Origin of the sequence: Mesorhizobium sp. Cs1321R2N1, from assembly GCF_037179725.1 — a bacterium.
Classification (GTDB): Bacteria; Pseudomonadota; Alphaproteobacteria; order Rhizobiales; family Rhizobiaceae; genus Mesorhizobium; species Mesorhizobium salmacidum.
Genome location: NZ_JAPYKP010000008.1, coordinates 13,951 through 36,572, shown reverse-complemented (window position 1 = coordinate 36,572; position 22,622 = coordinate 13,951). Strand labels below are relative to the sequence as shown.

29 protein-coding genes and 1 other RNA gene are annotated in these 22,622 nt (G+C 63.0%); 11 read left to right on the top strand and 19 right to left on the bottom strand.

All coding sequences use genetic code 11. The annotated features are described in order from the left end of the window. Positions 1 to 29: 29 nt before the first annotated feature. Positions 30 to 1,019: a tRNA (adenosine(37)-N6)-dimethylallyltransferase MiaA gene (gene miaA, locus O7A61_RS04030; protein WP_337128483.1), complete on the bottom strand. Its 990-nt coding sequence runs from the start codon at positions 1,017 to 1,019 to the stop codon at positions 30 to 32. Between miaA and serB the strand changes: the two genes are divergently transcribed. After that, positions 1,009 to 1,896, top strand: a complete 888-nt coding sequence (gene serB, locus O7A61_RS04025) for a phosphoserine phosphatase SerB (protein WP_337128481.1) — start codon at positions 1,009 to 1,011, stop codon at positions 1,894 to 1,896. The genes miaA and serB overlap by 11 nt on opposite strands. Next, entirely contained in the window at positions 1,893 to 2,456 is a 564-nt protein-coding gene (locus tag O7A61_RS04020; RefSeq protein WP_337128480.1) for a GNAT family N-acetyltransferase, read from the top strand. Before serB ends, O7A61_RS04020 begins: the two co-directional genes overlap by 4 nt. Here the strand turns inward: O7A61_RS04020 and O7A61_RS04015 are convergent, their stop codons facing one another. From O7A61_RS04015 to O7A61_RS04005, 3 genes are read right to left on the bottom strand one after another with little or no spacing between them, the layout of a single operon-like run. Continuing rightward, the gene (locus O7A61_RS04015; protein WP_337104914.1) at positions 2,457 to 2,717 is read right to left on the bottom strand and encodes a toxin-antitoxin system HicB family antitoxin; all 261 of its coding nucleotides are present in this window, start codon (positions 2,715 to 2,717) and stop codon (positions 2,457 to 2,459) included. It abuts the gene before it with no gap. Beyond that, positions 2,714 to 3,139, bottom strand: coding sequence for a putative toxin-antitoxin system toxin component, PIN family (locus O7A61_RS04010; RefSeq protein WP_337128478.1), 426 nt, complete (start codon positions 3,137 to 3,139; stop codon positions 2,714 to 2,716). Before O7A61_RS04010 ends, O7A61_RS04015 begins: the two co-directional genes overlap by 4 nt. A 52-nt stretch (positions 3,140 to 3,191) precedes the next feature. Beyond that, positions 3,192 to 4,709, bottom strand: a complete 1,518-nt coding sequence (locus tag O7A61_RS04005; RefSeq protein WP_337104916.1) for a DegQ family serine endoprotease — start codon at positions 4,707 to 4,709, stop codon at positions 3,192 to 3,194. On the opposite strand from O7A61_RS04005, the gene O7A61_RS04000 reads away from it, so the two are divergent. Then, positions 4,699 to 4,824 (top strand): hypothetical protein, encoded by a 126-nt coding sequence (locus O7A61_RS04000; RefSeq protein ID WP_281405555.1) that lies wholly within the window; start codon positions 4,699 to 4,701, stop codon positions 4,822 to 4,824. The two genes, O7A61_RS04005 and O7A61_RS04000, sit on opposite strands and share 11 nt — an antisense overlap. Before the next feature lie 30 nt (positions 4,825 to 4,854). Here the strand turns inward: O7A61_RS04000 and O7A61_RS03995 are convergent, their stop codons facing one another. The 5 genes from O7A61_RS03995 to O7A61_RS03975 form a co-directional block, all read right to left on the bottom strand. Next, complete coding sequence (locus tag O7A61_RS03995; protein ID WP_027141711.1) at positions 4,855 to 5,043, bottom strand: DUF2065 domain-containing protein; 189 nt, start codon at positions 5,041 to 5,043, stop codon at positions 4,855 to 4,857. A gap of 6 nt (positions 5,044 to 5,049) precedes the next feature. Next, positions 5,050 to 6,018 (bottom strand): protease modulator HflC, encoded by a 969-nt coding sequence (gene hflC / locus O7A61_RS03990; protein ID WP_337105194.1) that lies wholly within the window; start codon positions 6,016 to 6,018, stop codon positions 5,050 to 5,052. Between the two features lie 2 nt (positions 6,019 to 6,020). After that, a complete protein-coding gene (gene hflK / locus O7A61_RS03985) occupies positions 6,021 to 7,136 on the bottom strand; it encodes an FtsH protease activity modulator HflK (protein WP_337104917.1) in 1,116 nt (371 codons plus the stop codon). A 166-nt stretch (positions 7,137 to 7,302) separates the two neighbouring features. Further along, a complete protein-coding gene (locus O7A61_RS03980; protein WP_337104918.1) occupies positions 7,303 to 7,821 on the bottom strand; it encodes a dihydrofolate reductase in 519 nt (172 codons plus the stop codon). Beyond that, positions 7,821 to 8,834, bottom strand: coding sequence for a DUF4424 domain-containing protein (locus O7A61_RS03975; protein WP_337128476.1), 1,014 nt, complete (start codon positions 8,832 to 8,834; stop codon positions 7,821 to 7,823). Before O7A61_RS03975 ends, O7A61_RS03980 begins: the two co-directional genes overlap by 1 nt. Before the next feature lie 197 nt (positions 8,835 to 9,031). Between O7A61_RS03975 and cobF the strand changes: the two genes are divergently transcribed. Further along, entirely contained in the window at positions 9,032 to 9,793 is a 762-nt protein-coding gene (cobF, locus tag O7A61_RS03970) for a precorrin-6A synthase (deacetylating) (protein WP_337128475.1), read from the top strand. A 114-nt stretch (positions 9,794 to 9,907) separates the two neighbouring features. Here the strand turns inward: cobF and O7A61_RS03965 are convergent, their stop codons facing one another. The 8 genes from O7A61_RS03965 to O7A61_RS03930 form a co-directional block, all read right to left on the bottom strand. Next, positions 9,908 to 10,249, bottom strand: a complete 342-nt coding sequence (locus tag O7A61_RS03965) for a winged helix-turn-helix domain-containing protein (protein WP_127279684.1) — start codon at positions 10,247 to 10,249, stop codon at positions 9,908 to 9,910. A 74-nt stretch (positions 10,250 to 10,323) separates the two neighbouring features. Next, positions 10,324 to 11,436, bottom strand: a complete 1,113-nt coding sequence (gene modC, locus O7A61_RS03960) for a molybdenum ABC transporter ATP-binding protein (RefSeq protein WP_337128474.1) — start codon at positions 11,434 to 11,436, stop codon at positions 10,324 to 10,326. Continuing rightward, complete coding sequence (modB, locus tag O7A61_RS03955) at positions 11,433 to 12,137, bottom strand: molybdate ABC transporter permease subunit (RefSeq protein WP_337128473.1); 705 nt, start codon at positions 12,135 to 12,137, stop codon at positions 11,433 to 11,435. The genes modC and modB overlap by 4 nt, the downstream gene beginning before the upstream one ends. 26 nt (positions 12,138 to 12,163) lie before the next feature. Continuing rightward, the gene (gene modA, locus O7A61_RS03950) at positions 12,164 to 12,958 is read right to left on the bottom strand and encodes a molybdate ABC transporter substrate-binding protein (RefSeq protein WP_337128471.1); all 795 of its coding nucleotides are present in this window, start codon (positions 12,956 to 12,958) and stop codon (positions 12,164 to 12,166) included. 470 nt (positions 12,959 to 13,428) lie between these two features. After that, positions 13,429 to 13,824, bottom strand: a complete 396-nt coding sequence (locus O7A61_RS03945) for a hypothetical protein (protein WP_337104924.1) — start codon at positions 13,822 to 13,824, stop codon at positions 13,429 to 13,431. Next, positions 13,803 to 14,222 carry a hypothetical protein gene (locus O7A61_RS03940; RefSeq protein WP_337104925.1) on the bottom strand — a complete coding sequence of 140 codons (420 nt, stop codon included), beginning with the start codon at positions 14,220 to 14,222 and terminating at the stop codon, positions 13,803 to 13,805. Before O7A61_RS03940 ends, O7A61_RS03945 begins: the two co-directional genes overlap by 22 nt. Beyond that, entirely contained in the window at positions 14,219 to 15,013 is a 795-nt protein-coding gene (locus O7A61_RS03935; RefSeq protein ID WP_337128470.1) for a thymidylate synthase, read from the bottom strand. The genes O7A61_RS03940 and O7A61_RS03935 overlap by 4 nt, the downstream gene beginning before the upstream one ends. 172 nt (positions 15,014 to 15,185) lie before the next feature. After that, positions 15,186 to 15,497 (bottom strand): DUF2853 family protein, encoded by a 312-nt coding sequence (locus tag O7A61_RS03930; protein WP_224592324.1) that lies wholly within the window; start codon positions 15,495 to 15,497, stop codon positions 15,186 to 15,188. A gap of 168 nt (positions 15,498 to 15,665) precedes the next feature. On the opposite strand from O7A61_RS03930, the gene ssrA reads away from it, so the two are divergent. Both ssrA and O7A61_RS03920 read left to right on the top strand, forming a co-directional pair. Then, positions 15,666 to 16,026: a transfer-messenger RNA gene (ssrA, locus tag O7A61_RS03925) on the top strand. Between the two features lie 328 nt (positions 16,027 to 16,354). Next, entirely contained in the window at positions 16,355 to 16,792 is a 438-nt protein-coding gene (locus O7A61_RS03920) for a VOC family protein (RefSeq protein WP_337128468.1), read from the top strand. A 140-nt stretch (positions 16,793 to 16,932) separates the two neighbouring features. Here O7A61_RS03920 and O7A61_RS03915 read toward each other — a convergent pair whose 3' ends face one another. Beyond that, complete coding sequence (locus O7A61_RS03915) at positions 16,933 to 18,138, bottom strand: multidrug effflux MFS transporter (RefSeq protein WP_337128467.1); 1,206 nt, start codon at positions 18,136 to 18,138, stop codon at positions 16,933 to 16,935. Between the two features lie 185 nt (positions 18,139 to 18,323). On the opposite strand from O7A61_RS03915, the gene O7A61_RS03910 reads away from it, so the two are divergent. From O7A61_RS03910 to O7A61_RS03895, 4 genes are all read left to right on the top strand, one after another. Beyond that, a complete protein-coding gene (locus O7A61_RS03910) occupies positions 18,324 to 19,013 on the top strand; it encodes a TetR/AcrR family transcriptional regulator (RefSeq protein WP_337128466.1) in 690 nt (229 codons plus the stop codon). A gap of 147 nt (positions 19,014 to 19,160) precedes the next feature. Further along, positions 19,161 to 19,697, top strand: a complete 537-nt coding sequence (locus tag O7A61_RS03905) for an SspB family protein (protein WP_337128465.1) — start codon at positions 19,161 to 19,163, stop codon at positions 19,695 to 19,697. An 11-nt stretch (positions 19,698 to 19,708) separates the two neighbouring features. Continuing rightward, positions 19,709 to 19,924: a DUF4169 family protein gene (locus O7A61_RS03900; RefSeq protein ID WP_337128464.1), complete on the top strand. Its 216-nt coding sequence runs from the start codon at positions 19,709 to 19,711 to the stop codon at positions 19,922 to 19,924. Then, positions 19,921 to 20,145, top strand: a complete 225-nt coding sequence (locus tag O7A61_RS03895) for a ribbon-helix-helix domain-containing protein (RefSeq protein WP_337128463.1) — start codon at positions 19,921 to 19,923, stop codon at positions 20,143 to 20,145. Before O7A61_RS03900 ends, O7A61_RS03895 begins: the two co-directional genes overlap by 4 nt. 1 nt (position 20,146) lies before the next feature. Here the strand turns inward: O7A61_RS03895 and O7A61_RS03890 are convergent, their stop codons facing one another. Next, complete coding sequence (locus tag O7A61_RS03890) at positions 20,147 to 21,943, bottom strand: chloride channel protein (protein WP_337128461.1); 1,797 nt, start codon at positions 21,941 to 21,943, stop codon at positions 20,147 to 20,149. A gap of 163 nt (positions 21,944 to 22,106) precedes the next feature. Between O7A61_RS03890 and O7A61_RS03885 the strand changes: the two genes are divergently transcribed. Beyond that, positions 22,107 to 22,538: a MarR family winged helix-turn-helix transcriptional regulator gene (locus O7A61_RS03885; protein WP_337128543.1), complete on the top strand. Its 432-nt coding sequence runs from the start codon at positions 22,107 to 22,109 to the stop codon at positions 22,536 to 22,538. The last annotated feature ends 84 nt before the right edge of the window (positions 22,539 to 22,622 follow it).

Below are 22,622 nucleotides of genomic sequence, written 5' to 3'. Positions count from 1 at the left end.
GCGGGAACCTTGCCCTCAAGGTCAACTTTTTAAGTTGCATTAGCAACAAGTGTTTGGATCGTGGTTTCGCAATCGTCACCGGGGCGCAGTCTCTGCCATTCCGGCCCCAGCTGATGGCGAAACCAGGTCCCCTGCCGCTTGGCATATTGCCTTGTCGCGATCTTGGCGCGCTCGATCGCCTCGGGAAAGCTCGATTGCCCTGCCATCGCGGCCTGCAGTTCGCGAACCCCGATCGCCTTCATCGCCGGCAGGTCCGGATCCAGCTGAAGGGCCGCAAGCTGCTTGACTTCCTCCAGCGCGCCCTTGTCCAGCATCCGGTCGAAACGTCTTTCGATGCGGTCGACCAACGCCGGCCGATCCGGCTCGATGACCAGGAAATGCGCGCTCTGCCTGTCGATCAGCGGCCGGCCGCGCTCGGCCTGCCATTCCAGGATCGATCGGCCGGACGCGTCGAGCACCTCGAGCGCCCGCACGATGCGCTGGCTGTCGGTTGGCTTCAGCTGCATGGCGGCTCTCGAATCCTCACGCAACAACAGGGCGTGCAGCTTGACCGCGCCTTGCTCCTTCAACTCATAGCGCCAGCGATCGCGGATCCGCTGCGGAATCTCCGGCATTTCCGAAATACCCTCGGTCAGCGCGCGAAAATAAAGGCCGGTGCCGCCGACGAAGATTGGCCGCCGCGAGAGTGTGCCGTCAGGCCGTTCGAAGAACGTGCCGTCATCGATCAGTTTCATCACGTCGCGCAGCCAGGCGCCGGTCGAGTAGGCGGAGCCGGGATGGACATGCCCATAGAGAAAATGCGGCGCTCTTGCGAGCTCGGCCGCCTCCGGCCGGGCGGTCAGGACGTCGAGAACCGAATAGACCTGCATGGAATCGGTGTTGACGATGACGCCACCTGTGCGTTCGGCCAGTTCGAGCGCCAGCGCCGACTTGCCGCTGGCGGTTGGTCCGGCTATCAGGATCGCGTTCTTCACGCGGCCTTCGCCCGCATCCGCGCCGGAATTCTCGATGCCGCTCATTGCCACGCTTGTTTCCCATCCCGCTGACCGCGCTCTGTCGCCGTCGCTTGCGAATATGGCCTCACGGTCGGTGGGCGCAAGCGCTGTCGTCTGGCTGGCCGAAGGCATTGCCTGTGATCTTGCCCTGCCGCCAGAGGCGCAGGCTGATGAAGCGACTGCAAGGCTTCGTGCCGCATTGGCCGTTGAGCCCATCGATGTGATCGTCCAGCAGGCTGAAACACGCCGCAAGAAAATCCTTCTCGCCGATATGGATTCGACCATGATCGACCAGGAGTGCATTGACGAACTGGCCGACGAGATCGGCGTCAAGGATCACGTGGCGGCCATCACCGCGCGGTCGATGAATGGTGAGATCGCCTTTGAGCCGGCGCTGCGCGAGCGCGTGGCGCTGCTCAAGGGTCTCGATGCCGCCGTGGTCGAGCATATCGTCGCCAATCGGCTGACGCTGGCCTCGGGCGGCCGCGCGCTGGTCCAAACCATGCGCGCCAACGGCGCCTGGACTGCACTCGTCTCGGGCGGTTTCGAGGTCTTCACCACGCGCATCGCTGCGATGCTTGGCTTTCAGGAAAACCGCGCCAACAGCCTGCTCGACCAGGATGGACGCTTCACCGGGCTGGTCGGCGAGCCGATCCTCGGCCGCGCCGCCAAGGCCGAGGCGCTGCTCGAAATCTGTGCGCGCCTTGGCTTGACGCCGGCCGATGCCATCGCCGTTGGCGACGGCGCCAACGATCTCGACATGATCCGCCTGGCCGGCACCGGTGTCGCGCTCCATGCCAAGCCTAGCGTCGCGGCGCAGGCAAAAGTCCGGATCGACCATGCCGACCTAACCGGGCTGCTCTATTTGCAGGGCTACCGGCAGGAAGAATTCGTGCAATGAAACCAATCCGTACCAAACGACTGATCCTGCGCAATTGGGAGGATCGCGATCGCCAACTGTTCCATCGCATCAATTCCGATGAACGCGTGATGGAGTTCTTCCCGTTTCGCCGCGACTGTGCCGCCGCCGACGCCAAGATGGATGAGTTCCGCGCCGCCATCGATCGCGACGGCATTGGCTTCGCCGCCGCTGAGATCGTTGCCACGGGCGAATGCATCGGCTTTGTCGGCATAACCGGAACCGATCACCTGCCGTTCCTGCCGGCCAGCATGATCGAGATCGGTTGGCGGCTGGCGCCCGAATTTTGGGGCAAGGGCTATGTCACCGAGGCCGCCGAGGCATGGCTGGCCTACGGTTTCGAGACACTGGCCCTCGACGAAATCGTTTCCTTCGCCGTCGCCGACAACCGCCGCTCGACTGCCGTCATGGAACGTCTCGGCATGACAGCCGATCCCTCCGCCGATTTCGATCATCCCGGCATTCCCGACAGCCATCCCGCGCTCAAGCGGAATGTGTTCTACCGGCTGTCTCGCCAAGACTGGCAGGCGAACCGCGGCTGATCAATGCCTGTCCGAAGGGAGTTCGTCGCCAGGTTGTGGCGATGCGGCGGCGACGCGGTCGAGCATTTTTGCGAAGTCGTCGCCCGATGCACCTCCTGCCCTGCGACGCAGGAAATCGGTCGCCGTTTCCATTGCTCCGACCTTCTGCGCCACGGCAGAAGCGATCCACTGATTGAGCGATACACCGTCGGCCTTTGCCAAGCGCGCGGCTGCCTCCTTGACCGACTGTGGAAGCTTCAAAGGATAGGTTGCCTTGCTCATATTCGAAATCCTTCCAGCAGTTCGGCAGGACTGATAACTGGGACGTCAAAACGGCCTGCCGCAGCCACAAAATCCCGGCGATTATGGGTGACTAAGGCATCCGCACGACCATTTATTGCAGCCTCGAGCACCATTTCATCCTTCGGATCATTCAGTTGCGGGCGCCAGAGGAAATGCAACTCTACTGGTTCTGCCAATGCGGCAAAGCCAGCCAGCAGGCGGTCCAGGTCGGCAGCGGACAATCCATGAATCGCGCTCTGTTCGGGGCGAGATAGAACCGTTTCGTATTCAAGAAACAGTGCCGTCGTCACCAACGGACAAAGCCGCCGATCAGCAACCAACCGGAGGACGGCGAACGAAGCACCATTCCTGCTTCGCACGCCTGCCGTCAAAACGTTTGTGTCCAGGACAATCCGCTTCACAGCCCAAAGTAATACATCCCATGGGATGTTTCAACACGAGACCTGCCGGACATCAATCCATCCGGATCGTCACGAACCTGAGCTCACCGGTCTTCGAAGCCAGCATCAGCAGCGCGTTCTTGCGCCCCTGCTCCTTCAGCGCGCCAATCCTGTCCATGACGTCCTTGGGCGTGGCGACCGATTCCTGCGCGATCTCGGTGATCACTTCGCCCGGCTGGATACCGCGTTCGGCGGCGGCGGAGTCCTTTGCCACGTCGGTGATGACGACGCCGGAGACATCTCCGGCGATGCTGAACTTCTTGCGCGTCTCGTCATTGAGTTCGCCGACCGTCATGCCAAGCACTGCGGCGGTCGAGACAGCCGGAGCCTTGTCGCCGCCCTTGTTCTGGTCGGTGTTGCCATTCTCGCCGCTGGCGAGCTTCTCGCCATCCTCGAGCCGGCCGAGCGTCACCTTCACCGTCTGCTCGACGCCCTTGCGCACGATCAGCACGTCGACGGCCTTGCCCACTGGGCTTTCGGCCACGACGCGCGGCAGGTCGCGCATTTCATGGATGTCCTTGCCGTCGAACTTGATGACGACGTCGCCGGCCTGGATGGTGCCGTTGTCGACTGGTCCGCCCTTGATGACGCCGGCCACCAGCGCGCCCTTGGCGGTCGCCATGCCCAGGCTTTCCGCGATGTCGTCCGTCACCGGCTGGATGCGCACGCCGAGCCAGCCGCGCCGCGTCTCGCCATATTGGCGCAACTGCTCGACGACGCCCGAGGCGAGCTGCGAGGGAATGGAGAAGCCGATGCCGATCGAGCCGCCGGACGGCGAAATGATCGCGGTGTTCATGCCGATGACCTCGCCGGCGCTGTTGAACAGCGGTCCGCCCGAATTGCCGCGGTTGATCGCCGCATCGGTCTGGATGAAATCGTCATAAGGGCCCGAATTGATGTCTCGGTTGCGTGCCGAGACGATGCCGACGGTGACGGTGCCGCCGAGGCCGAACGGATTGCCGACCGCCATCACCCAGTCGCCGACGCGCATCTTGGTGGAATCGCCGAATTTCACCGCCGTCAGCTTGTGGCCTTTCGGATCGACCTTCAGCACCGCGACGTCGGTCTTGGTATCGGTGCCGACCAGCGTCGCCTTCAAGGTCACGCCATCGGAAAAATTGACCTCGATGTCGTCGGCATCGGCGATCACGTGGTTGTTGGTGACGACGATGCCTTGCTCGGCGTCAATGACGAAACCCGAACCGAGCGATTGCACCTTCTGGGACCCATTGTCCTTGTCGCCACCGCGGTTCTTGAAGAAGTCGTCGAAGAAGTCCTGGAAGGGCGAGCCTTCTGGCAGCTGCGGCATCGGCACGGCGCCCGGCCCTTCGGTGCCCTTCACCGTCTGCGAGGTCGAGATGTTGACGACCGCGCCGAGCACGCCTTGCGCCAGGTCGGCGACCGAGGCAGGCCCGTCGGCGGCGAATGTCGGCGTCACGAAGGACGGGATGGCGGCAGTGCCCAGGACAAGCGCTGCCGTACCGGCGACCAACGTCCGTCGAGCGGCGCGCAAAAGGGTGTTGGATGTCATCGAGAAGCCTCCCGGCATTTCTGAAAGAGAAAAGCGCTTCGACGAAAACGCCGTGTCGCGCCATGATGGTAAGAAATACGGCACGTTTGCGGCTATGGCTATCGGCGGAGTGTAAATCGAGTGTTATTCCGCAAACCGGACGCCTTTACCCGCCCCGCACCAGCCAGACGATGCCGACACCGATGGCGATGGCGGCCAGCCCGCCAATCCGCAGTGCATTCTCCGGCATCGACAGCACTTCGCCCGCGAGCTTCCTCGCAAAGCGGGGGAAGCCGCCATAGACCAGGCCCTCTATGACAAGGACCAGGCCTATCGCCGCGAAGAAGTCCTGCACCGGCCGTTACTGGCCGGTGCTGGGCTGTGTCGTCGGCGCGGCAGGTGCCGCCGCCGGCGCGGCGGGTGCCGGCGATGTCGGCTTCGCCGGCCCTTCCTTGCCGTCGGGATCGCGGAAGTAGCGGAAGAACTCCGAGCTTGGCGACAGCACCATGGTGGTCCCGGTGCTGTCCAGCGCGGTGCCATAGGCATTCATCGACCGGTAGAAGTCGAAGAAGGCCGGATCACGCTGATAGGCTCCCGCGAAGGTGGCGCTGCGCTGGGCTTCGCCCTCGCCGCGCAGGATCTCGGACTCCTTCCGCGCTTCGGCAACGATCTCGACCACTTCACGATCGGCCCGTGCCGTAATGCGCTGTGCCGCTTCGTTGCCGCGTGCCCTCAGCCGCGCGGCCTCCGCCAGGCGTTCCGCCTTCATGCGGTCGTAGGTCTGCTGTGAAACTTCGGCCGTCAGATCGGTGCGGCGGATGCGGACATCCTCGATCTGCAAGCCGAGCGACGTGGCGTCGGGCCTGAGCTGATCGCGAACTTCGCGCATCATCACGGCACGCTCTTCGGAGAGCGCGGCCTCGAAATCGCGCAGGCCGTAGACGCGGCGCAACGCAGCGTCGAGACGCGTCCTGAGCCGCGCTTCGGCCAGTTCGATCTGACCCGACACCGCCGCACGGAAGACGCGCGGATCCGAGATGCGGTAGGCGATGAAGGCATCGACCTCATAGAACTTGCCGCCCGACACCTGGACGCGAATATTGTCGAGATCGAAGCGCAGCACCCTGTTCTCGATCAGCTGCACCGTGTCGGCGTCGAAGAAGGAGAACGGCGCCTTGAAGTAGATGCCTGGCTCGCTCTTGACGTCAACGATCTCGCCGAACCGGAGCACCAGCGCCTGCTGGCGCGCATTGACCACGAAGACCGAGGAATAGATCAGGAACAGGATGACCGCCGCTACGACGACGAAGATGGGAAGACGGTTGGCCATCATCACTGGGTACCTCCCGTGCTCGCGGCGGGGGCAGCCGGCGCCGGCGGTTTTGGCTGCAATGCGGGCAGCGGCAGATAGGGCAGGACACCTTGTCCGTTGCCCTGCTCGACGATGACCTTGCTCGAGTCCTTCAGAACCCTCTCCATGGTTTCCAGATAAAGGCGCTTGCGCGTGACATCGGGGGCTTTGGCATATTCGTCGTAGACCGAAATGAAGCGCTGGGCCTCGCCTTCGGCTTCCTGCACCACACGGTTCTTGTAGGCGGCCGCGTCTTCGCGGACCTGGGCTGCCTCGCCGCGTGCCTGGCCGAGCTTCTGGTTTGAATACTGATTGGCCTGCTCGACGAACTTGTCCTCGTCCTGCTCGGCACGCTGCACCTCGTCGAATGCATCTGCCACCTCGCGTGGCGGCGCTGCATCCTCGATGGAGACGGCGTTGACGTTGAGACCGGCCTTGTAGCCGTCCAGCGTCGTCTGGATGATCTCGCGCACCGAGGCCGCTATACCCTGGCGGTCGTCGCGGAAAATGTCCTGTGCCGGCCGGCGGCCGACGGCTTCGCGCATGGCGCTCTCGGCAACCTGCCGCAGCATGCCGTCCGGGTCGGAAACGTCGAACAGGTAAGCGCGGGGGTCGGAGACCTGGTAGGCCACCGAAAACTGTACATTGACGATGTTCTGGTCGCCCGAGAGCATCAGGCCGTTGCCGCTGGTGTTGCCACCGCCAATGTCGACGAGCTGCTCTGAAATCTTGGCCGTCTCGACGGTTTCAAGCGGCCACCAATGGAAGTGCAGGCCAGGCTGGGAAAGCTCGGCCTTCGGCTTGCCGAAGCGAAGTTCGACCGCGACCTCGTCGGGCTGCACGGTATAGACCGCTTGGAAGGCCCACAGAACGACCAGCACCGCGGCGATCAGCCCAAACACGGCCGGACTGGCGCCACCGCCGCCGGGCAGCGCGCGCCTCAGCCGATCCTGGCCACGGCGAATGATGTCCTCGAGGTCGGGAGGCGACCCCTGCGGGCCGCTCGGCCCCTTGGGTCCCTGCCCCCAGGGTCCCTGATTGTTGCCGCCGCCACCCCACGGGCCGCCGCCTCCGCCACCTTTGTCGTTCCAGGGCATGAATGTCCTTTCGCTTGGAATTCCCTCAAGCGCCGCGGGTACGGCGCAAATCCAGTGTCGTTCTTCTATAGGGACGCCACGGCACGCTTTCAACGCGATGCCCGTCGACTTCATCCGTTTTGGGCCGGTAGCGACCCTTTGTCGTCCTTAAATGCCGTTTTTGTCTTCAAACCATCCCGCGGCGGCGCTCGTAAACTGTATAGCGCGTCGCATGGCTGTCCTTTTCTCCTGACGGAACCTCCTGCGAACTGACCACGCGCCATGTATCAGGGTCGATCGGCGGGAAATACGCGTCGCCGTCGACGGCGGCCAGCACATGGGTGACGTGCAGGCGGTCGGCCAGCGGCAGCGCCTGGGCATAGATCTCGCCGCCGCCGATGATGCAGACCTCGTCGACGCCTGTCATGCAGCGTCCGCGCACCGTTGCCAGCTGGATCGCGGCTTCCAGCGTATGCGCCACCTCGACGCCCTCGGCGCGCCACGCCTTGTCGCGGGTGACGACGATGTTCAGCCTGCCCGGCAGCGGCCGGCCGATGCCTTCATAGGTCTTGCGGCCCATGATGATGGGCTTGCCCATCGTGTCGGCCTTGAAGCGCTTGAGGTCGGTGGAGAGCCGCCAGGGCAACCCACCATCCCGCCCGATCACGCCGTTCTCGGCAATGGCGACGTAGATCGCGACATGCATCAATTTGCGTCCCCGCCATTGCTGTCCGACGGTTCGAGCAGGAGGATATCGATATCGTGCTCGGGATAGAAATCGTGCGCCGTCATCTCGAAACTCGTCGGCCCGACCTTTTTGACGTTGTCGCCGCAGAACGAGACCAGGGCTTTCGGGTTGCCCTTGTCGACGGTCAGCTTGAACTTGCCGATGGTGCCCGCCGCCCAGTTGCCGCCGGTGGTCAGGATATAGGCGATGCGGCTTTCGTAGAATTTGGGATAGCCGTCCACATTGTCCTTCGCCGCCTTGCGCACCGCGTTCTCGAATGTGTTGTCCATGCAGTAGCGGGTCTTGTAGGCTGCGTATGAACCCTGGAACTGGCCCTCATTGAAAAAACTGACAGACGACGTGCCGCCGACGCTCGGCTTGTAGCGGTGCGAGACGTGAACGTCCTTGTTGGCCGGGAAGGCCGAGCGCCACCAATAGATCGAGCGCAATTGCCAGAACGGCGAATAGCCGAGTTTTTGGCCACTGTCGGCCTCCGCATCCTCGATGATGATGCCGCGGTTGACCCAGTCGTCAGCCACCGCTTGCGGCAGCTTCGCCAGCGCCGCCTTGGCGGCATCGCCGAACGGATTGAAGGGCACGTTTTGCGCCTTCAAATCGGCGCTGATGTCGATGCCGAGCGCGAACACCTTCTGCTCGAGTTGCGGCTTTGCCGGCGCGCCGTCGATCGTCACCTCGAAGCCGAGGAAGTTGTCGCTCTGGTTTTCAGGGATCGCCGGCATCTCTTCGGGATCGCCGGAAATGTCGGGCATCGGGAAGGCCACGATCGCGTCGACATCCTTGTTGGTGTTGTTGTGGAAGACGTAATCCACCGTCACCTTTTCGGGCGAGATGAAAAGATCCTCACTTTGCATCGCCACGGCGTCGTTGCGCGACAGGACCAGGCCGCCGGTGCCAAGCTCGGCAACCGAATCATTGGCCAATGCAGGCGCCGCCGACAGGGCCAGTACGGTGGTCAAAACATATCGCAGCATGAAAGCCCCCTCGGCGAGAATGCCCGCGGGACCCTAGCCCTTTCAATGCGGCGTTTCAAAGCCCTTCCGCGTCAGTGCTCACGCATGCGGTCCGGACACGCATGCGGTCTGGGCACGCACGCGGTCTGGACACGCATGCGGTCTGGGCACGCACGCGGTCTGGACTAACAGGTCACGATCGGGCAGGAGTTCGCCGCATGCGCAAGCTTCTCGTCATCGGCATCGGCGCCGGCAATCCCGACCACATGACGGTTCAGGCCATATCGGGCCTGAACCGGGCGGACGTCCTGTTTATTCCCGACAAGGGCGCCGACAAGACAGACCTTGCCGACCTGCGGCGCGGGATCTGCGACCGCTTCGTCACCAACCCGACCTCACGCCGGGTCGAGTTCGACGTGCCGGTGCGCGCCGAACCAACGTCTTCCTATCGCTCGACGGTCGACGACTGGCATGAGGCGATCGCCGCCATCTACGAGGGGCTGATCCGCGACGAGATCGCCGGGGACGGTTGCGGCGCCTTCCTGATCTGGGGTGACCCCTCGCTCTACGACAGCGCCCTGCGCATCCTGGAGCGCGTGCGCCTGAGGGGCAGTGTCGCCTTCGAGCTGGAAGTCATCCCCGGCATAACTGCCATCCAGGCGCTGGCCGCCAGCCACAAAACGGCGCTGAACCGCATCGGCGATCCCGTGCTAATCACCACCGGCCGCCGCCTGACCGAGGAAGGCATGCCGGACAATGCCGGCAGCGCAGTCGTCATGCTCGACGGCAAATGCGCCTTCAACACGCTGGCCGACAAGGACCTTTTCATCCAATGGGGCGCCTATCTCGGCACGCCGGACGAGATCATCATCTCCGGCCGCCTAGGCGATGTCGGCGCCGAAATCGAAAAGCGCCGCGACGAAGCCCGCCGGGAAAAAGGCTGGATCATGGACACGTATTTGCTGCGGAAGCAGGAATAGTAGTGAGTAGTGAGTAGTGAGTAGTGAGTAGTGAAGCCAACCAACTACTGACCACTGACCACTGACTACTGACTACTGACTACTGACTACTGACTACTGACTACTGACTGTTCCCTACCCCGCTTCAATTTCGGCCTGGAGCGCATCCATATGCGTCGCCGCCGCGGCGGACGCCGCGCGCTCGATGGCGCGAAAGCGGCTGACCACCGCCAGGCCGACCGTCGTCAGCTGCGCGCCGCCGCCCTTGCGGCCTCCGGTCTGCGCCGAAACCAGCGGCTTACCAAACACCCGGTTCATGTCCTCGACCAGATCCCAGGCGTGCTTGTAGGACATCTCCATGCCGCGCGCGGCGGCCGAGATCGAACCGAACGTGGCGATGTGCTCCAGAAGCTCGATCTTGCCAGGGCCTATCCGTCCGTCCGGATCGAGATTTATCCGCAAGCTCAGCGACGGCATTTTTGCTCCTCCGCGATCGCTTCAGCTTCGGCGACCGTTATTCCAAAACAATATAGCGGTGATCACCGCGCCTGTCAGCCGTCGACCTCGAGCGGCAAGCCGGCGCCGGTGTTCGCCCGGTCGAAGCTCACGGTCTTGACCACCGCGAAGACCTTGCCGCCAAGCCGCAGCTTCAGCGCCTGCCGCGACTGTTCCGTGATGCGAGCCAGCACGGTTGCGCCATCGCAGTCGATGCCGATCTCGACCGTCGGTCCCTCGCCCGGGCTGATCGCGACGATCGTGCCCGGCAAGATGTTGAGCGCGCTGAGGCCGATCGGTTTTTCCGTGGCGATCATCACGTCGCGAGCACGAATGCGGATACGCACCGGAGCCCCGGGCTTCATCTCAAGGCGCGGCACGCGGATCTCACCGGCGGCCGAACCGAGCACGGTCATGCCGAAAGTCTCGTCGTGACGCAGCACCTTCGTATCCAGCACGGCGCCCCCCTCGCCGCGCTCTTCGGCCGGCAACAGGTCGAGCCTTTGCATGACTGCCTCGGTCGGCCCGCTGGCGATGACCTTGCCCTGCGCCAGCATCACCACATCGCTGGCCAGCCGCGCCACCTCGCCAACCGAATGGCTGACATAGACGATCGGGATTTTCGTTTCGTCGCGCAGTCGCTCGATATAGGGCAGGATCTCGGCCTTTCGGGCTTCGTCGAGCGAGGCCAGCGGCTCATCCATGAGCAGCAGCCTGGGGCTGGCAAGCAGCGCCCTGCCGATCGCCACGCGTTGTTTCTCGCCGCCCGAGAGCCTTGCCGGCCGTCGCCCAAGCAGCGGGCCGATGCCCAGCAATTCTACAACGGCATCCATATCCGCGTAGCGTTCCGCCGCCGGCGTGAACCAACGGCCGTAGCGCAGATTGCTCAGTACGCTCATATGCGGAAACAGGCGCGCATCCTGGAACACCATGCCGATGCGGCGCTTGTGCCTTGGCACGAAAATGCCGGCACCGGTATCGACCAGCACCCGGCCGTCGACCTCGATGCGCCCCTTGTCGGGCCGGATCAGCCCGGCAATCATGTTGATCAGCGTCGTCTTGCCCGAACCGGATGGCCCGAACAGCGCCGTCAGCCGTCCGGCGCTCTCGAAGTGGGCATCGATGGCGAAATCGCCAAGCCGATGTCCGATGTCGACAAGGACGCTCATTCGATGTCCATCCGCCGGCCGACGCGCCGCGCCAGCACTTCCGAGGCGACCAGTGCCGCCATCGAAATGATGATGGAAATCAGCGTCAGCCGCAGCGCCCCTTCGTCGCCGCCCGGCACCTGGGTAAAGGTGTAGATTGCCGTCGGCAGCGTCTGCGTCTCGTTGGGGATGTTGGAGACAAAAGTGATCGTGGCGCCGAACTCGCCCATCGCCTTGGCGAAGGACAGAATGGCGCCGGCGATCAGCCCGGGCAGGATCAGCGGCAGCGTGATGGTGCCGAACACCCACACAGGGTTGGCGCCGAGCGTGCCCGCGGCCGCCTCCATCTTGCGGTCCACCGCCTCGATCGACAGCCGAATCGCGCGCACCATCAGGGGAAAGCCCATGACGCCGCAGGCAAGGGCGGCACCCGTCCAGCGAAACGAGAAGACGATGCCGAAATGTTCGGCGAGGAATGCACCGGCCGGGCCGCGCCTGCCGAAAGTCAAAAGCAAGAGATAACCGGTCACCACGGGGGGAAGGATCAGCGGCAGATGCACCAGCCCGTTGAGCAGTGTCTTGCCCCAGAATTTCCCCCGGGCAAGCAGCAGCGCGATCGCTATGCCCGGCGGCAGACTGGCCAGCATCGCAGCCGTCGCCACCTTGATGGACAGCCGGACCGCATTCCATTCGTCGGGAGTGAGGTCCAGCAGCCAGGTCATGTTGCGGTATCGGGGCCTTTTCGAGCTCAGTTGCTCGGCGTGAGCACGGTAAAGCCCTGTTCCCTGAAGAGTGCGCCGGCCTTGGCGGATTGCAGGCACTTCAGGAAGGCCGGTGTGTCCTTGTCCTTCGAATCGGCGGTCTGGGCAACCGGATAGATGATCGGCGGGTGTGAATCCTCTGGGAAGGTGCCGACCACCTTGACGCCCTTTTCGGCGTGCGCGTCGGTGGCATAGACGACACCGAGGACCGCTTCGCCGGTCGAAACCAGCTTCAGGGCCGCACGGACATTCTCGGCCTGCGCCACCTTGCTCTCGACCGAGGACCAGACGCCGAGCGATTCGAGTGCCGCCTTGCCATATTTGCCGGCTGGCACGGCCTTGAAGTCGCCCATGGCGAGTTTGCCGTCGCCGACCAGCTTGGCGAGATCGAAGCCCTTCTCGATCTTGGCTTCGACAGTCGAATCCTTCGGCGCCACCAGCACGATCTTGTTGCCGAGCAACTTCACTTCCGTATTGGGCTTGGTCAGCTTCTTGTCGGAGAGATATTTCATCCAGTCGAGATCGGCCGAGATGAAGACGTCGGCCGGTGCCCCGCCCTCGATCTGCTTGGCCAGCGCCGAACTCGCGGCATAGGAGACGGTCGCGGCCTCGCCGACATCGGCTTCGCAGGCCTTGTTCACCGCGTCGAGCGCGTCCTTGAGGCTGGCCGCCGCGAACACCACGACCTTGTCTTCCGCGTGCGCTGCCGGCATTGCCGCCATCAACGCCGCTGCAAAACCGCCAATGGCGATCGTCCTCAACCCGAAACCTTTGCGCGTCATCGAAAACTCTCCCTGGGTTTGAAATCCGGTCGGCTCAAGCCTGCCAACCGATATATCCGCATGGATATAACAAGGGAAGGCCTGCGCTGGAAAGCACCTTCTTGGCGCGCCTTGGGCCTCCCGCCTAGTCACGCCGCGCTAGGTCATGAGGGATTGCCGTGGCCGTCGGATCGAAACGGGGCGGCAGGCTCTGGAAGACGTGAAGAATTCGAGCGGCTGGAGGCGCTCTATTGGCTGCATCTGCCAGACGCGACCTCGTCAAGCAGAACTCGGACAACGACGGAACCTTGCGGTGCATTTACGTTGCGCTCGCTGACGTCGAGGGATCGACGCCGGTGTCCGACATGGATAGCGTTGAGGGCACGCCGCTGCTCGATCTCAAGCCTGACCGCGCCTTTTCCAAGCCGATCGCGCCGCAGCAGGCGCGGACTTCGAGGTGGATAGAAGATCTCAGCCCCTATCGAAGTTTGTCAGGCAGCAAGTCTATGAATCAAAGCATCTTCGACATAGATGCCATTGATGGTGTTATGAGAAAATCGCACCTCACCCAGTCCATCAACCCGCATGGCGATACCTAGGCCGGCGATCAGCCGGTCGTCAGCCGATGTGATCTTGACCTTGCTAAGATCTAGAATGGGTTCTTGCGGACGTGCCTTACGCCAGTCGGCGGCGATGGTTGCCGCATCGAGATATTTTTTCTCAAGATCCTTTCTGGGGCCGCGATAGGCGATGATCATGCGCCAATTGTCGACATCGCCGTTGTACAACCATAGCGCGGCCGCGACTCCGAATCCCTTGTCATCAAGTGCGCGAATTAAGTTGATGCCGGCATCAATGTCGGTCCTTACCAACGCTCCTGAAGCCATCTGAATATTCCCTGTTCTTCATCGACCATAGCGTTCCGCATAGCCGTCGCCTCAAACACATCTATCATATCGTAACGCGAAGCTTCATTCCAATCTGAGACCGCTGACCAATGGCCATCGAACACAGGCGATGCCGTCCGGCTTTCTGTAAGGTCTGCAGAAAGACCCGCCAACGCTATGAGCCTGTTGAGGTCATGGCTGTAAATGTCTTGAACGAATTTTTTGTCAGGAATGGCATCTGATCGAAAAAGCCTCGAAATTCTTGACTTGATCGCAATTTCTGCAGCGTAACCAAAGAGATAGTACGCATTCGAATAGCGCTCATTCTGAAACAAAAATTCTGCGTCGTACAGCTTCGCGTTGGCTATGGCCTGCAGCACGCTCCTTTCGAGTGTCATACCGCTATCGGCGCCTTGATCGAGGCATCGGCGACATAGTTTTCCAGCCGGAAATCCTCGAAGCGGAAGGCGAACAGGTCCTTCACGTCCGGATTGATCCACATCGTCGGCAGCGCCCTCGGCGTGCGCTGCAACTGTTCGCGCGCCTGCTCGAAATGGTTGGAGTAGAGATGCGCGTCGCCGAGCGTGTGGACGAAATCGCCTGGCTTCAGCCCCGTCACCTGCGCCACCATCAGCGTCAGCAGCGCATAGGACGCGATGTTGAACGGCACGCCGAGGAAGACGTCGGCGGAGCGCTGGTAGAGCTGGCAGGAAAGCCTGCCCTCGGACACGTAGAACTGGAACAGGCAGTGGCAAGGCGGCAACGCCATGGCTTCCACCTCGGCGGGATTCCAGGCCGAGACGATCAGCCGCCGCGATTGAGGATTGCGGCGGATCTCCTTGAGAAGATTGGCGATCTGGTCGATCGAGCCGCCGTGGCCGTCCGGCCAGGACCGCCACTGCTTGCCGTAGACCGGACCGAGGTCGCCATTCTCGTCGGCCCATTCGTCCCAGATCGAAACGCCATGGTCCCTCAGGTACTTGATGTTGGTGTCGCCGGCCAGGAACCACAGCAGTTCATGGATGATCGACTTCAGGTGCAGCTTCTTGGTGGTGGTGACCGGAAAGCCGCGCACCAGATCGAAGCGCATCTGGTAGCCGAAGACGGAGCGCGTGCCAGTGCCGGTACGGTCGCCGCGATCGGCGCCGTTGTCCAGCACATGCTGCAAGAGGTCTAGATATTGGCGCATCGGTTCCGGGCTCGATTCGAGATTTGCCGATCATAGCGCATGTGGGCGCTGACGCCACGCTTGTCTGAAGTTTCCCTATCCAGGGGAGAAACTGTCTCAGCGCTCGCTCTGGCGAACCGGAAACGCGGAAAATCGCCAGCCGGCCGCCAGAAGGGAGTGACCAAAAAAGGTCCTAGAGGGAGCCGAGCTTGCCCAGATCCTTGGCCACCAGATAGTAGAAGGTCACGCGGTTCTTGGTGTTGTCGGCGTGCATCGCCTTGCAGGTCTTCTCGATCGCAGCGTCGGCTTTCGCCCCGTCGCTGACGCCGAGCTTCTTGGCCACCCAGTTCTCCTTGACCCGCGCCAATTCCTTCGGGTCCGTGCAGGACACCAGGGAGGAGTCGCGGTTCCTCAGCGCAATGCCCAGATGCTTGACGATCTTTTCGACCGCATCGGCGTTTGCCGCGGCGTCATATTTCTTCACATCCGCAAGATAATCGGCCATCAAAATTCCCCTCGTCGGCGCCACGGATCCGATCGATGAGGGCTGTGGCGCGCTTGGCAACTTGTGCGCAAGGTCGGTAACTCCTCACCGCTCGCAAAGCTTCGGTTGTGACCGCGCCCAAGTCAACCCTCGGCGTCGCGATTTGACACAGGGACAAACCGCCATTGCGGCCTTTCATTTCCACGCGACGCCCCCTATATTCGTTTTGTCGGCTTGACCGACTATGGCGATAAATGGGCGATGAAATAAGCCGTTCGGACCCGGGGGCGGTACCCGGCGCCTCCACCAAAAGCCGCTGTCGACGATAGAGCGGTTTTTGCTGGGGGCGAAATAGGATCGACGAAGGTGTAAAGATCGTACTTTTGCCCGGCATTGTACCACCGTTATCGGGCTAAACTTATAGTTGCCAACGACAACTATGCGGAAGCACGTCTCGCTGCTTAATGCAGTGCGATAGCTTCAAATCAAGCCCTAGGGGTTCGCACTTCTAGGCGGGGTTCGGAGGTACCTGGCAACAGAAACCTCCACTTCTCCCCTTCAATTTGCGTCACGCACAACGGCTCGGGCCGACGAAACTTCGCGCCTCTTCACCCAGGACGAAGAGCGCAGGCAAACGCTCGACGAGGCCGAGCGCACTTGCCAATCAGTGGCCGGCGTCTGTGCCGAACTTGGCTACGAATTGGTGACCTTGCCGCTTGCGCCAGTCGAGGAGCGCGTGCGCTGCCTCCTCGACGCTGCTGGATTGTCGCTGGCATCGCGAGCATAAAGCGGCCGGACCACCGGCCCGGCCTTTCATGCGCGTTGTTGGAACCCGGCGAAACATTGTGGATTGAACCGACATCTTGGAGATCGGAAACATGGCGCTCAAGCGGATGGACAATGTAGGAATCGTCGTCGAAGACCTCGGGGTGACGATCGATTTCTTTCGCGAACTCGGCCTCGAGCTCGAAGGGCGGGCCACGATCGAAGGAGAATGGGCCGGGCGTGTCACCGGACTGGGCGATCAGCATGTCGAGATTGCCATGATGCGCACACCGGACGGTCACAGCCGGCTGGAGCTCTCCCGCTTCCTCACGCCGCCTGTCGTCGCGGATCACCGGAACGCCCCGGTCAACGCCCTGGGCTATCTCCGCGTCATGTTCACCGTGGACGACATCGACGATACGCTTGAGCGGCTCCGCGCGCGCGGCGCGCAGCTCGTGGGTGAAGTGGTCCGGTATAAGGATGTGTATCGGCTCTGCTACATCCGTGGGCCCGAAGGGCTTCTCATCGGACTCGCCCAGGAACTCGGCTGAGCGCCAGAGAGCAGTCGTAAACCCCGGGCAAACGCCGGTTTTGCGCCAGGATAAACGACTGCAGCTTGTGTCGTCCGCAATGCCTCCGGCACAAAAAAGGCCGGGATCGACCCGGCCTTTCCTGATTCATCGAGGGTTGCCTATTCCGCCGGCGCTTCGACGGCTTCCCGCGAGCGGCCAAGCGTGACCTTCGCCAGCGCGAACGATATCACCGCGCAGAGCGTGATGCCGGCGACCATCGGAAACGGCGTGCCGTCGAAGAACACGCCGGCAACGCCCATGGCAAGCGCGCCGATGGCAAAGTGCAGTGTGCCCATCAGTGCCGACGCCGTGCCGGCGATCTCGCCATGCTCTTCCATCGCCAGCACCGATGTGGTCGGGATAACCAGGCCGAGGAAGCCGTAGCCGACGAACAGCAGGGCCGCCATCACATCGAGCCGGTCGACGCCCGTCGCCATGACGGCGAACAGCACAACCATCGTCGTGGCGTAGCCGGTCACCGCCACCCACACCACGCGCTTCAGCCCGAAACGTTCGGAAAGCAGGCCGGTCAGTTGCGACATGCCGATGAAGGCAACCGCATTGATCGAGAAGAACACGCTGTAGACCGAAGGCGACAGCCCATAATGGTCGATCAGGATGAAGGACGAGCTCGACAGGTAGACGAAGAAGCTCGCAATGCCGAAGCCGGCGATCGCCACCAGGCCGAGGAAATTACGGTCGCCCATCAGGAAACGGTAGCCGGCGAGCGCGGTACCGAAGGAGGACCCGACCCGTTCTTCCGCCGGCCGCGTCTCCTTGAGAGAGGTCGCGAGCAGGATGGTGGCAAGGACCGCCGCGCCGGTCACCGTCCAGAACACGGCGCGCCAGCCGAAATTCTCGATGATCTGGCTGCCGGTCAGCGGCGCCAGGATCGGCGACACCGAAAACACCAGCATCAGCAGCGACATCAGCTTGGCGGCCTCATTGCCGGTGTGCAGGTCGCGCACGATGGCGCGCGGAATGGCCATGCCGGCGCTGGCACCCAGACCTTGCAGGAAGCGGAAGGCGATCAGCCACTCGATGGTCGGCGCCATTGCCGAGCCGACACCGCCGACCATGAACAGCGCCAGGCCGCCATAGAGCGGCAGCTTGCGGCCGACCATGTCGGAGATCGGCCCAACGACGATCTGGCCGAAGCCCATCGACAGGAAGAAGATCAAAAGGCTCATCTGCACGGCGGCGGTGCCGGCACGCAGATCGGTGCCGATCGACGGCAACGCGGGCAGATACATGTCGATGGCGAACGGACCGATGGCGGACAACAGGCCGAGCACGACCGCGATGCGGAGGAATTTGGGACTCATGATATTGGCTTCTTTCGAATCTGGTTATCGCCGCCAGGCGACGTCTACCCCAGGACGTTCCATCCCGTGGGATTCCGACTCCTGGAGAGAATTTATTCGTCCCTCTGGAGTGAAATCCCCTTATATCGTGTCCACAAATTTAGACAGCCTTGTCTAAATCGTCAATCACCTCTATATAGATTTTCATGAGACTGGGCGTTTCTCCTGACACTTTCCCGCCACGCGGCCACGAAGCCAAGCGCCTGTCGATCGTCGACGCCGCCGCCGGCGTGTTCTGCCGAGAAGGCTTCGCCGGTGCCAACATCGACCTGATCGCGATTGAGGCGGGCGTGTCACGCCAGACCGTTTACAACCACCATGGCGACAAGGAAAAGCTGTTCATCGCCGTCGTGCGCGACCTGACCGAGCGCTGCAACGCCGGCATCTTCGCCACCATTGCCACCTTCCCCGATCAGCCCGGGGATCTCGAAGCGGACCTTGTCGGTTTTGCCGTGCGCCTGAATCAGAATTGCATCTGCAACCGCGACGGAAAATTCCTGCGCAAGCTGATCCAGACCGAAGGCGAGCGCTATCCCGAGCTCTTTGCCGAGTGGCGTAAACAGGGCCCGGGCCGGACATGGCCGGCAATCGCCGCCCGCTTCGCCCGCCTCGCCTATGGCGGCCACCTCACGATCGATGATCCCGACGTCGCGGCACGCCAGTTCCTCGGCCTCGTCAATGCCGAATTGCAGACCACCTTCATGCTTGGCGGCACGCCGCGCGAGGACGAGGTGGTGCAATCGGCAACGAATGGCGTGCGCACCTTCCTGCGCGCTTTCGGCAAGCGCCCTTCCCCGGCCGGCGCGAAAAAGCACACTGCGCTGGCTAACGCATAACATTTGCGGTTGCGGCGAAGCCGCCTTGCCGATCAAATCGGTGGCAATAGTCTTCGCTTCGGCGCGGCGGCGGTCTATATCAGGTTTACGCCGCGCCCAAGCTTGATTACAGCTATGCGGACGATTCAACGGAACCCGACCCAACTCATGGCCGACGACCACATCCGCTACGACATTCTGGCCCAGGAGGCGTTGCGCGGCGTCATGCGCAAGGTCCTGGCCGAGGTCGCGCGCACCGGCCTCCCCGGCAACCATCATTTCTTCATCACCTTCCTGACCGGCGCGCCCGGCGTGCGCGTGTCGTCGCGCCTGCGCGAGCGCTATCCCGAGCAGATGACCATCGTCATCCAGTTCCAGTATTGGGACCTGAAGGTGACCGACACCGGCTTCGAGGTCGGTCTCTCTTTCTCCGACGTGCCGGAGAAGCTCGAGATCCCGTTCTCGGCCGTGCGCGGCTTCTACGATCCCTCGGTCAATTTCGAACTCGAATTCGACGTCAAGACCGACGCGCAGCCCGACGAGGAACCGGCGGCACCCGCGCCCGAGCCGCTGACCATCGTCTCCGAGAAGAAGCCGAAGGCCGAGAAGAAGACCGCCGCCGAAGCGGAGAAGAAGCCCGCGGCCGCCGATGCCGGCACCAAGGGCGCAGAAGTGGTCTCGCTCGACGCCTTCCGCAAAAAATAGGCTCGCGGTCCATGGCCGATATCGTCAACCTTCGTCAGCTCCGCAAACAGAAGGCCCGGGCCGACAAGGAACAAACGGCCAGTCAGAATCGCGCCTTGCACGGCCGCACCAAGGCCGAAAAGCAACGCGACCGCCTGATCGCCGACAAGAGCGAAAGGTTCGTTGCCGACCATCGCCGCGAGAAGCCCAGCCAATCTGACGATTCCAACCAATCTGACGGGCAATGAGCGCCGTCGAAAAGCGCTCGGTGACCATTCGCGGCCATCGCACCAGCTATTCCCTCGAAAAGCCCTTCTATGACGATCTCCTCGCTATCGCGGCGGCGAGAAAGCTGACGCTCGCCGCCCTTGTCGCCGAAATCGACGAGACCCGGCCGCGCGATGCCAACCTGTCCTCGGCGCTGAGGCTCTATGTCCTGGAGTGGGCGAAGCGCGGAACGAACGCCTGAACTAGGCACTTTCAGCCGCATCCGCCTTTTTCCCGCGTCCGAAGCCGAGCAAGGTCGAGCGCTCACGCTCCTCGGCCTGCTTGCGCGAGCGCACGCGCATCAGATCCTTCCAGCCGACATAGCCGATCAGCCTTCCATCCTCACGCGCCACGACCGGCAGATGCGAGACGTTGGCCGTCAGCAGCTTGTCCGACAGGCCTTCCAGATATTCGTCGGGATAGGCCAGCGTCACCTTGCCTCCGGCCAGCAGCTCCCCCAGCGTCGTCGTCCGGTGCTTGCCGGCGCGGCGCCAGCGCAGGATCGCCGGCGGATCGATGAGGCCGAGCACCTGCCTGTTTTCATCGACCACGGGAAAACTCGGATGCCGGGTTTCCGGCGCGGTCAGGAAGGCGGCCGCGCCATGCAGCGTCATCGTCGCCGGCACGCTCTCGACTTCCGATGTCATCACCTCGCGCACCCTGGTGAGGGCGAATGGATCGACGCGATATTCGCGCACGAGGTGGTGCCCTCGCCTGGCGATCTTCTCGGTCAGGATCGAACGCTTCATCAGGAGCACGGTGACGGCATGCGCCGCCGCACAGGCCGCGATCAGCGGCACCAGCACATGCGTGTTGCCGGTCAGCTCGACGGCGAAGAAAGTGGCTGTCAGCGGCGCACGCATCGTGCCGCCCATGGTGGCGGCCATGGCCAGCAGCGCCCAGAAGCCCGGGTCCGCTACCGGCAGGATCCCGGCAAGCACCGCGCCCATTGCGCCACCCATGATCAACAGCGGCGCCAGCACGCCGCCCGATGTTCCCGAGCCGAGCGCCACCGACCAGATCACGGCCTTGACCACCAGCAGCAGGAGCGCCGCGGTCGCGATCGTGCGGCCGTCCAGCATGTCGGCAATGTTGTCATACCCCACGCCGAGCGCCCGTGGGTCGATCAATCCGCCTATGCCGACCACCAGGCCGCCGAGCATCGGCCACCACATCCAGTGGATGGGCAGCTTCTGGAAGCCGTCCTCGCACGCATAGACCATCTGCGTCAGCAGTCCGGACAACAGACCGGCGCAGATGCCGACCAGCACCCAGCCGCCAAGGCCGAGGAAGGAAACCGCCATGCCGCCCTGGAACGGAAAGATCGGCCCCGGCATGTGCAGCATCGTGCGCTCCACCTCCGCCACGATGGCCGCCACCGCCACGGGAATGAAGCTGCGCGGCGTCCATTCGAACAAAAGCAGTTCCACCGCCAGCATGATGGCCGCGATCGGCGTGCCGAACACGGTGGTCATGCCGGCCGCCGCTCCCGCGACCAGCAGCGTCTTGCGCTCATTGTCTGAGACCGGCAGCATCTGCGCGATCAGCGAGCCGATGGCGCCGCCGGTCATGATGATCGGTCCCTCGGCGCCGAACGGCCCACCGGAGCCGATCGAGATCGCCGACGACAGCGGCTTCAGGATTGCCACCTTCGCGTCCAGTCTGGAGCGCCCGAGCAGGATCGCCTCGATGGCCTCGGGAATGCCGTGGCCGCGGATCTTCTCGCTGCCATAGCGCGCCATCAGGCCGATGATCAGCGCGCCGACGACCGGAACGATGACGGCGGCAAGCCCGAGCGGCGTATCCTGCAGCTTCATCTCGGCAAGCGAGAACTGGCCGAAATAAGCGATGTTGGTGGCCAGCCGGGTCAGCTTCAGAAGCACGATGCCGGCAAACAGCCCGGCGGTCGCCACCACCACCGCTATCGCGGCGACGAGCAGTACTCGGGCATCCGTGGTGAAATCCCTGAGATGACCGGGATTGGAGTTTTGGGTCTTCATGGTGGCGTTGCTTCCCGGCGGCGGCCGTATCGGGTTCTGCGGCACGGTCGAAGTGGCCAGCCGGTGTCGGTCGGGTATGTATCGTAACACGATATATCTGTTCAAGCTCATTCCGCCCGAAATTTCGTTTGAGCTTTCACCGGAAAACGAAGACATCTCCGATATGACGCAGCCACCCAAGACACCACGCCCCGCCATCAGGCAATCCGACTACGAGCGGCTGTCCGAATTCCGCTACCTGATCCGCCGCTTCCTCGAATTCAGCCAGGTGCAGGCCGAGGACGCCGGCCTGACCCCGCGCCAGCATCAGGCGCTGCTGGCGATCAAGGGATTTCCGGGCGGCGGGCCGGTGACGGTCGGCGACCTGGCGGAACGCCTGCGCATCCGCCACCACAGCGCCGTGGAACTGGTCAACCGCCTCGGCGAGGCGGGACTGGTCGCGCGAGATCAGGACAAGGACGATCATCGCCGCGTACTGCTGCGGCTGACCGAGCGCGCCGACAATTGCCTGGCCGAGTTGTCTGCCGCGCATCTCGACGAGCTCTCGCGCATAGAACCCATGCTGCGGCGCCTGCTCGATGGGGGCCAAGACTGACGCCCGGCGTCCGTGCGGGCCGATACCGAGCTATTTTTTTCGAATCCGAATCCTTTGGCCTGGCCGCGGCGTCTTGGACAGGTG

Coding starts and splice junctions, on each gene's coding strand:
- O7A61_RS03895 (WP_337128463.1), top strand. CDS start 19,921: ATGAGCGCCGTCGAAAAGCGCTCGGTGACCATTCGCGGCCATCGCACC.
- modA (WP_337128471.1), bottom strand. CDS start 12,958: ATGACGCGCAAAGGTTTCGGGTTGAGGACGATCGCCATTGGCGGTTTT.
- O7A61_RS03920 (WP_337128468.1), top strand. CDS start 16,355: ATGGCGCTCAAGCGGATGGACAATGTAGGAATCGTCGTCGAAGACCTC.
- cobF (WP_337128475.1), top strand. CDS start 9,032: ATGCGCAAGCTTCTCGTCATCGGCATCGGCGCCGGCAATCCCGACCAC.
- O7A61_RS03945 (WP_337104924.1), bottom strand. CDS start 13,824: ATGGCTTCAGGAGCGTTGGTAAGGACCGACATTGATGCCGGCATCAAC.
- O7A61_RS04015 (WP_337104914.1), bottom strand. CDS start 2,717: ATGAGCAAGGCAACCTATCCTTTGAAGCTTCCACAGTCGGTCAAGGAG.
- O7A61_RS03905 (WP_337128465.1), top strand. CDS start 19,161: ATGGCCGACGACCACATCCGCTACGACATTCTGGCCCAGGAGGCGTTG.
- O7A61_RS03940 (WP_337104925.1), bottom strand. CDS start 14,222: ATGACACTCGAAAGGAGCGTGCTGCAGGCCATAGCCAACGCGAAGCTG.
- hflC (WP_337105194.1), bottom strand. CDS start 6,018: ATGGCCAACCGTCTTCCCATCTTCGTCGTCGTAGCGGCGGTCATCCTG.
- O7A61_RS03900 (WP_337128464.1), top strand. CDS start 19,709: ATGGCCGATATCGTCAACCTTCGTCAGCTCCGCAAACAGAAGGCCCGG.
- O7A61_RS03910 (WP_337128466.1), top strand. CDS start 18,324: ATGAGACTGGGCGTTTCTCCTGACACTTTCCCGCCACGCGGCCACGAA.
- O7A61_RS03930 (WP_224592324.1), bottom strand. CDS start 15,497: ATGGCCGATTATCTTGCGGATGTGAAGAAATATGACGCCGCGGCAAAC.
- modC (WP_337128474.1), bottom strand. CDS start 11,436: ATGAGCGTCCTTGTCGACATCGGACATCGGCTTGGCGATTTCGCCATC.
- O7A61_RS03935 (WP_337128470.1), bottom strand. CDS start 15,013: ATGCGCCAATATCTAGACCTCTTGCAGCATGTGCTGGACAACGGCGCC.
- modB (WP_337128473.1), bottom strand. CDS start 12,137: ATGACCTGGCTGCTGGACCTCACTCCCGACGAATGGAATGCGGTCCGG.
- O7A61_RS03915 (WP_337128467.1), bottom strand. CDS start 18,138: ATGAGTCCCAAATTCCTCCGCATCGCGGTCGTGCTCGGCCTGTTGTCC.
- O7A61_RS04005 (WP_337104916.1), bottom strand. CDS start 4,709: ATGACATCCAACACCCTTTTGCGCGCCGCTCGACGGACGTTGGTCGCC.
- serB (WP_337128481.1), top strand. CDS start 1,009: ATGCCGCTCATTGCCACGCTTGTTTCCCATCCCGCTGACCGCGCTCTG.
- O7A61_RS03890 (WP_337128461.1), bottom strand. CDS start 21,943: ATGAAGACCCAAAACTCCAATCCCGGTCATCTCAGGGATTTCACCACG.
- hflK (WP_337104917.1), bottom strand. CDS start 7,136: ATGCCCTGGAACGACAAAGGTGGCGGAGGCGGCGGCCCGTGGGGTGGC.
- O7A61_RS03965 (WP_127279684.1), bottom strand. CDS start 10,249: ATGCCGTCGCTGAGCTTGCGGATAAATCTCGATCCGGACGGACGGATA.
- O7A61_RS03975 (WP_337128476.1), bottom strand. CDS start 8,834: ATGCTGCGATATGTTTTGACCACCGTACTGGCCCTGTCGGCGGCGCCT.
- O7A61_RS04020 (WP_337128480.1), top strand. CDS start 1,893: ATGAAACCAATCCGTACCAAACGACTGATCCTGCGCAATTGGGAGGAT.
- O7A61_RS03885 (WP_337128543.1), top strand. CDS start 22,107: ATGACGCAGCCACCCAAGACACCACGCCCCGCCATCAGGCAATCCGAC.
- O7A61_RS03980 (WP_337104918.1), bottom strand. CDS start 7,821: ATGCATGTCGCGATCTACGTCGCCATTGCCGAGAACGGCGTGATCGGG.
- miaA (WP_337128483.1), bottom strand. CDS start 1,019: ATGAGCGGCATCGAGAATTCCGGCGCGGATGCGGGCGAAGGCCGCGTG.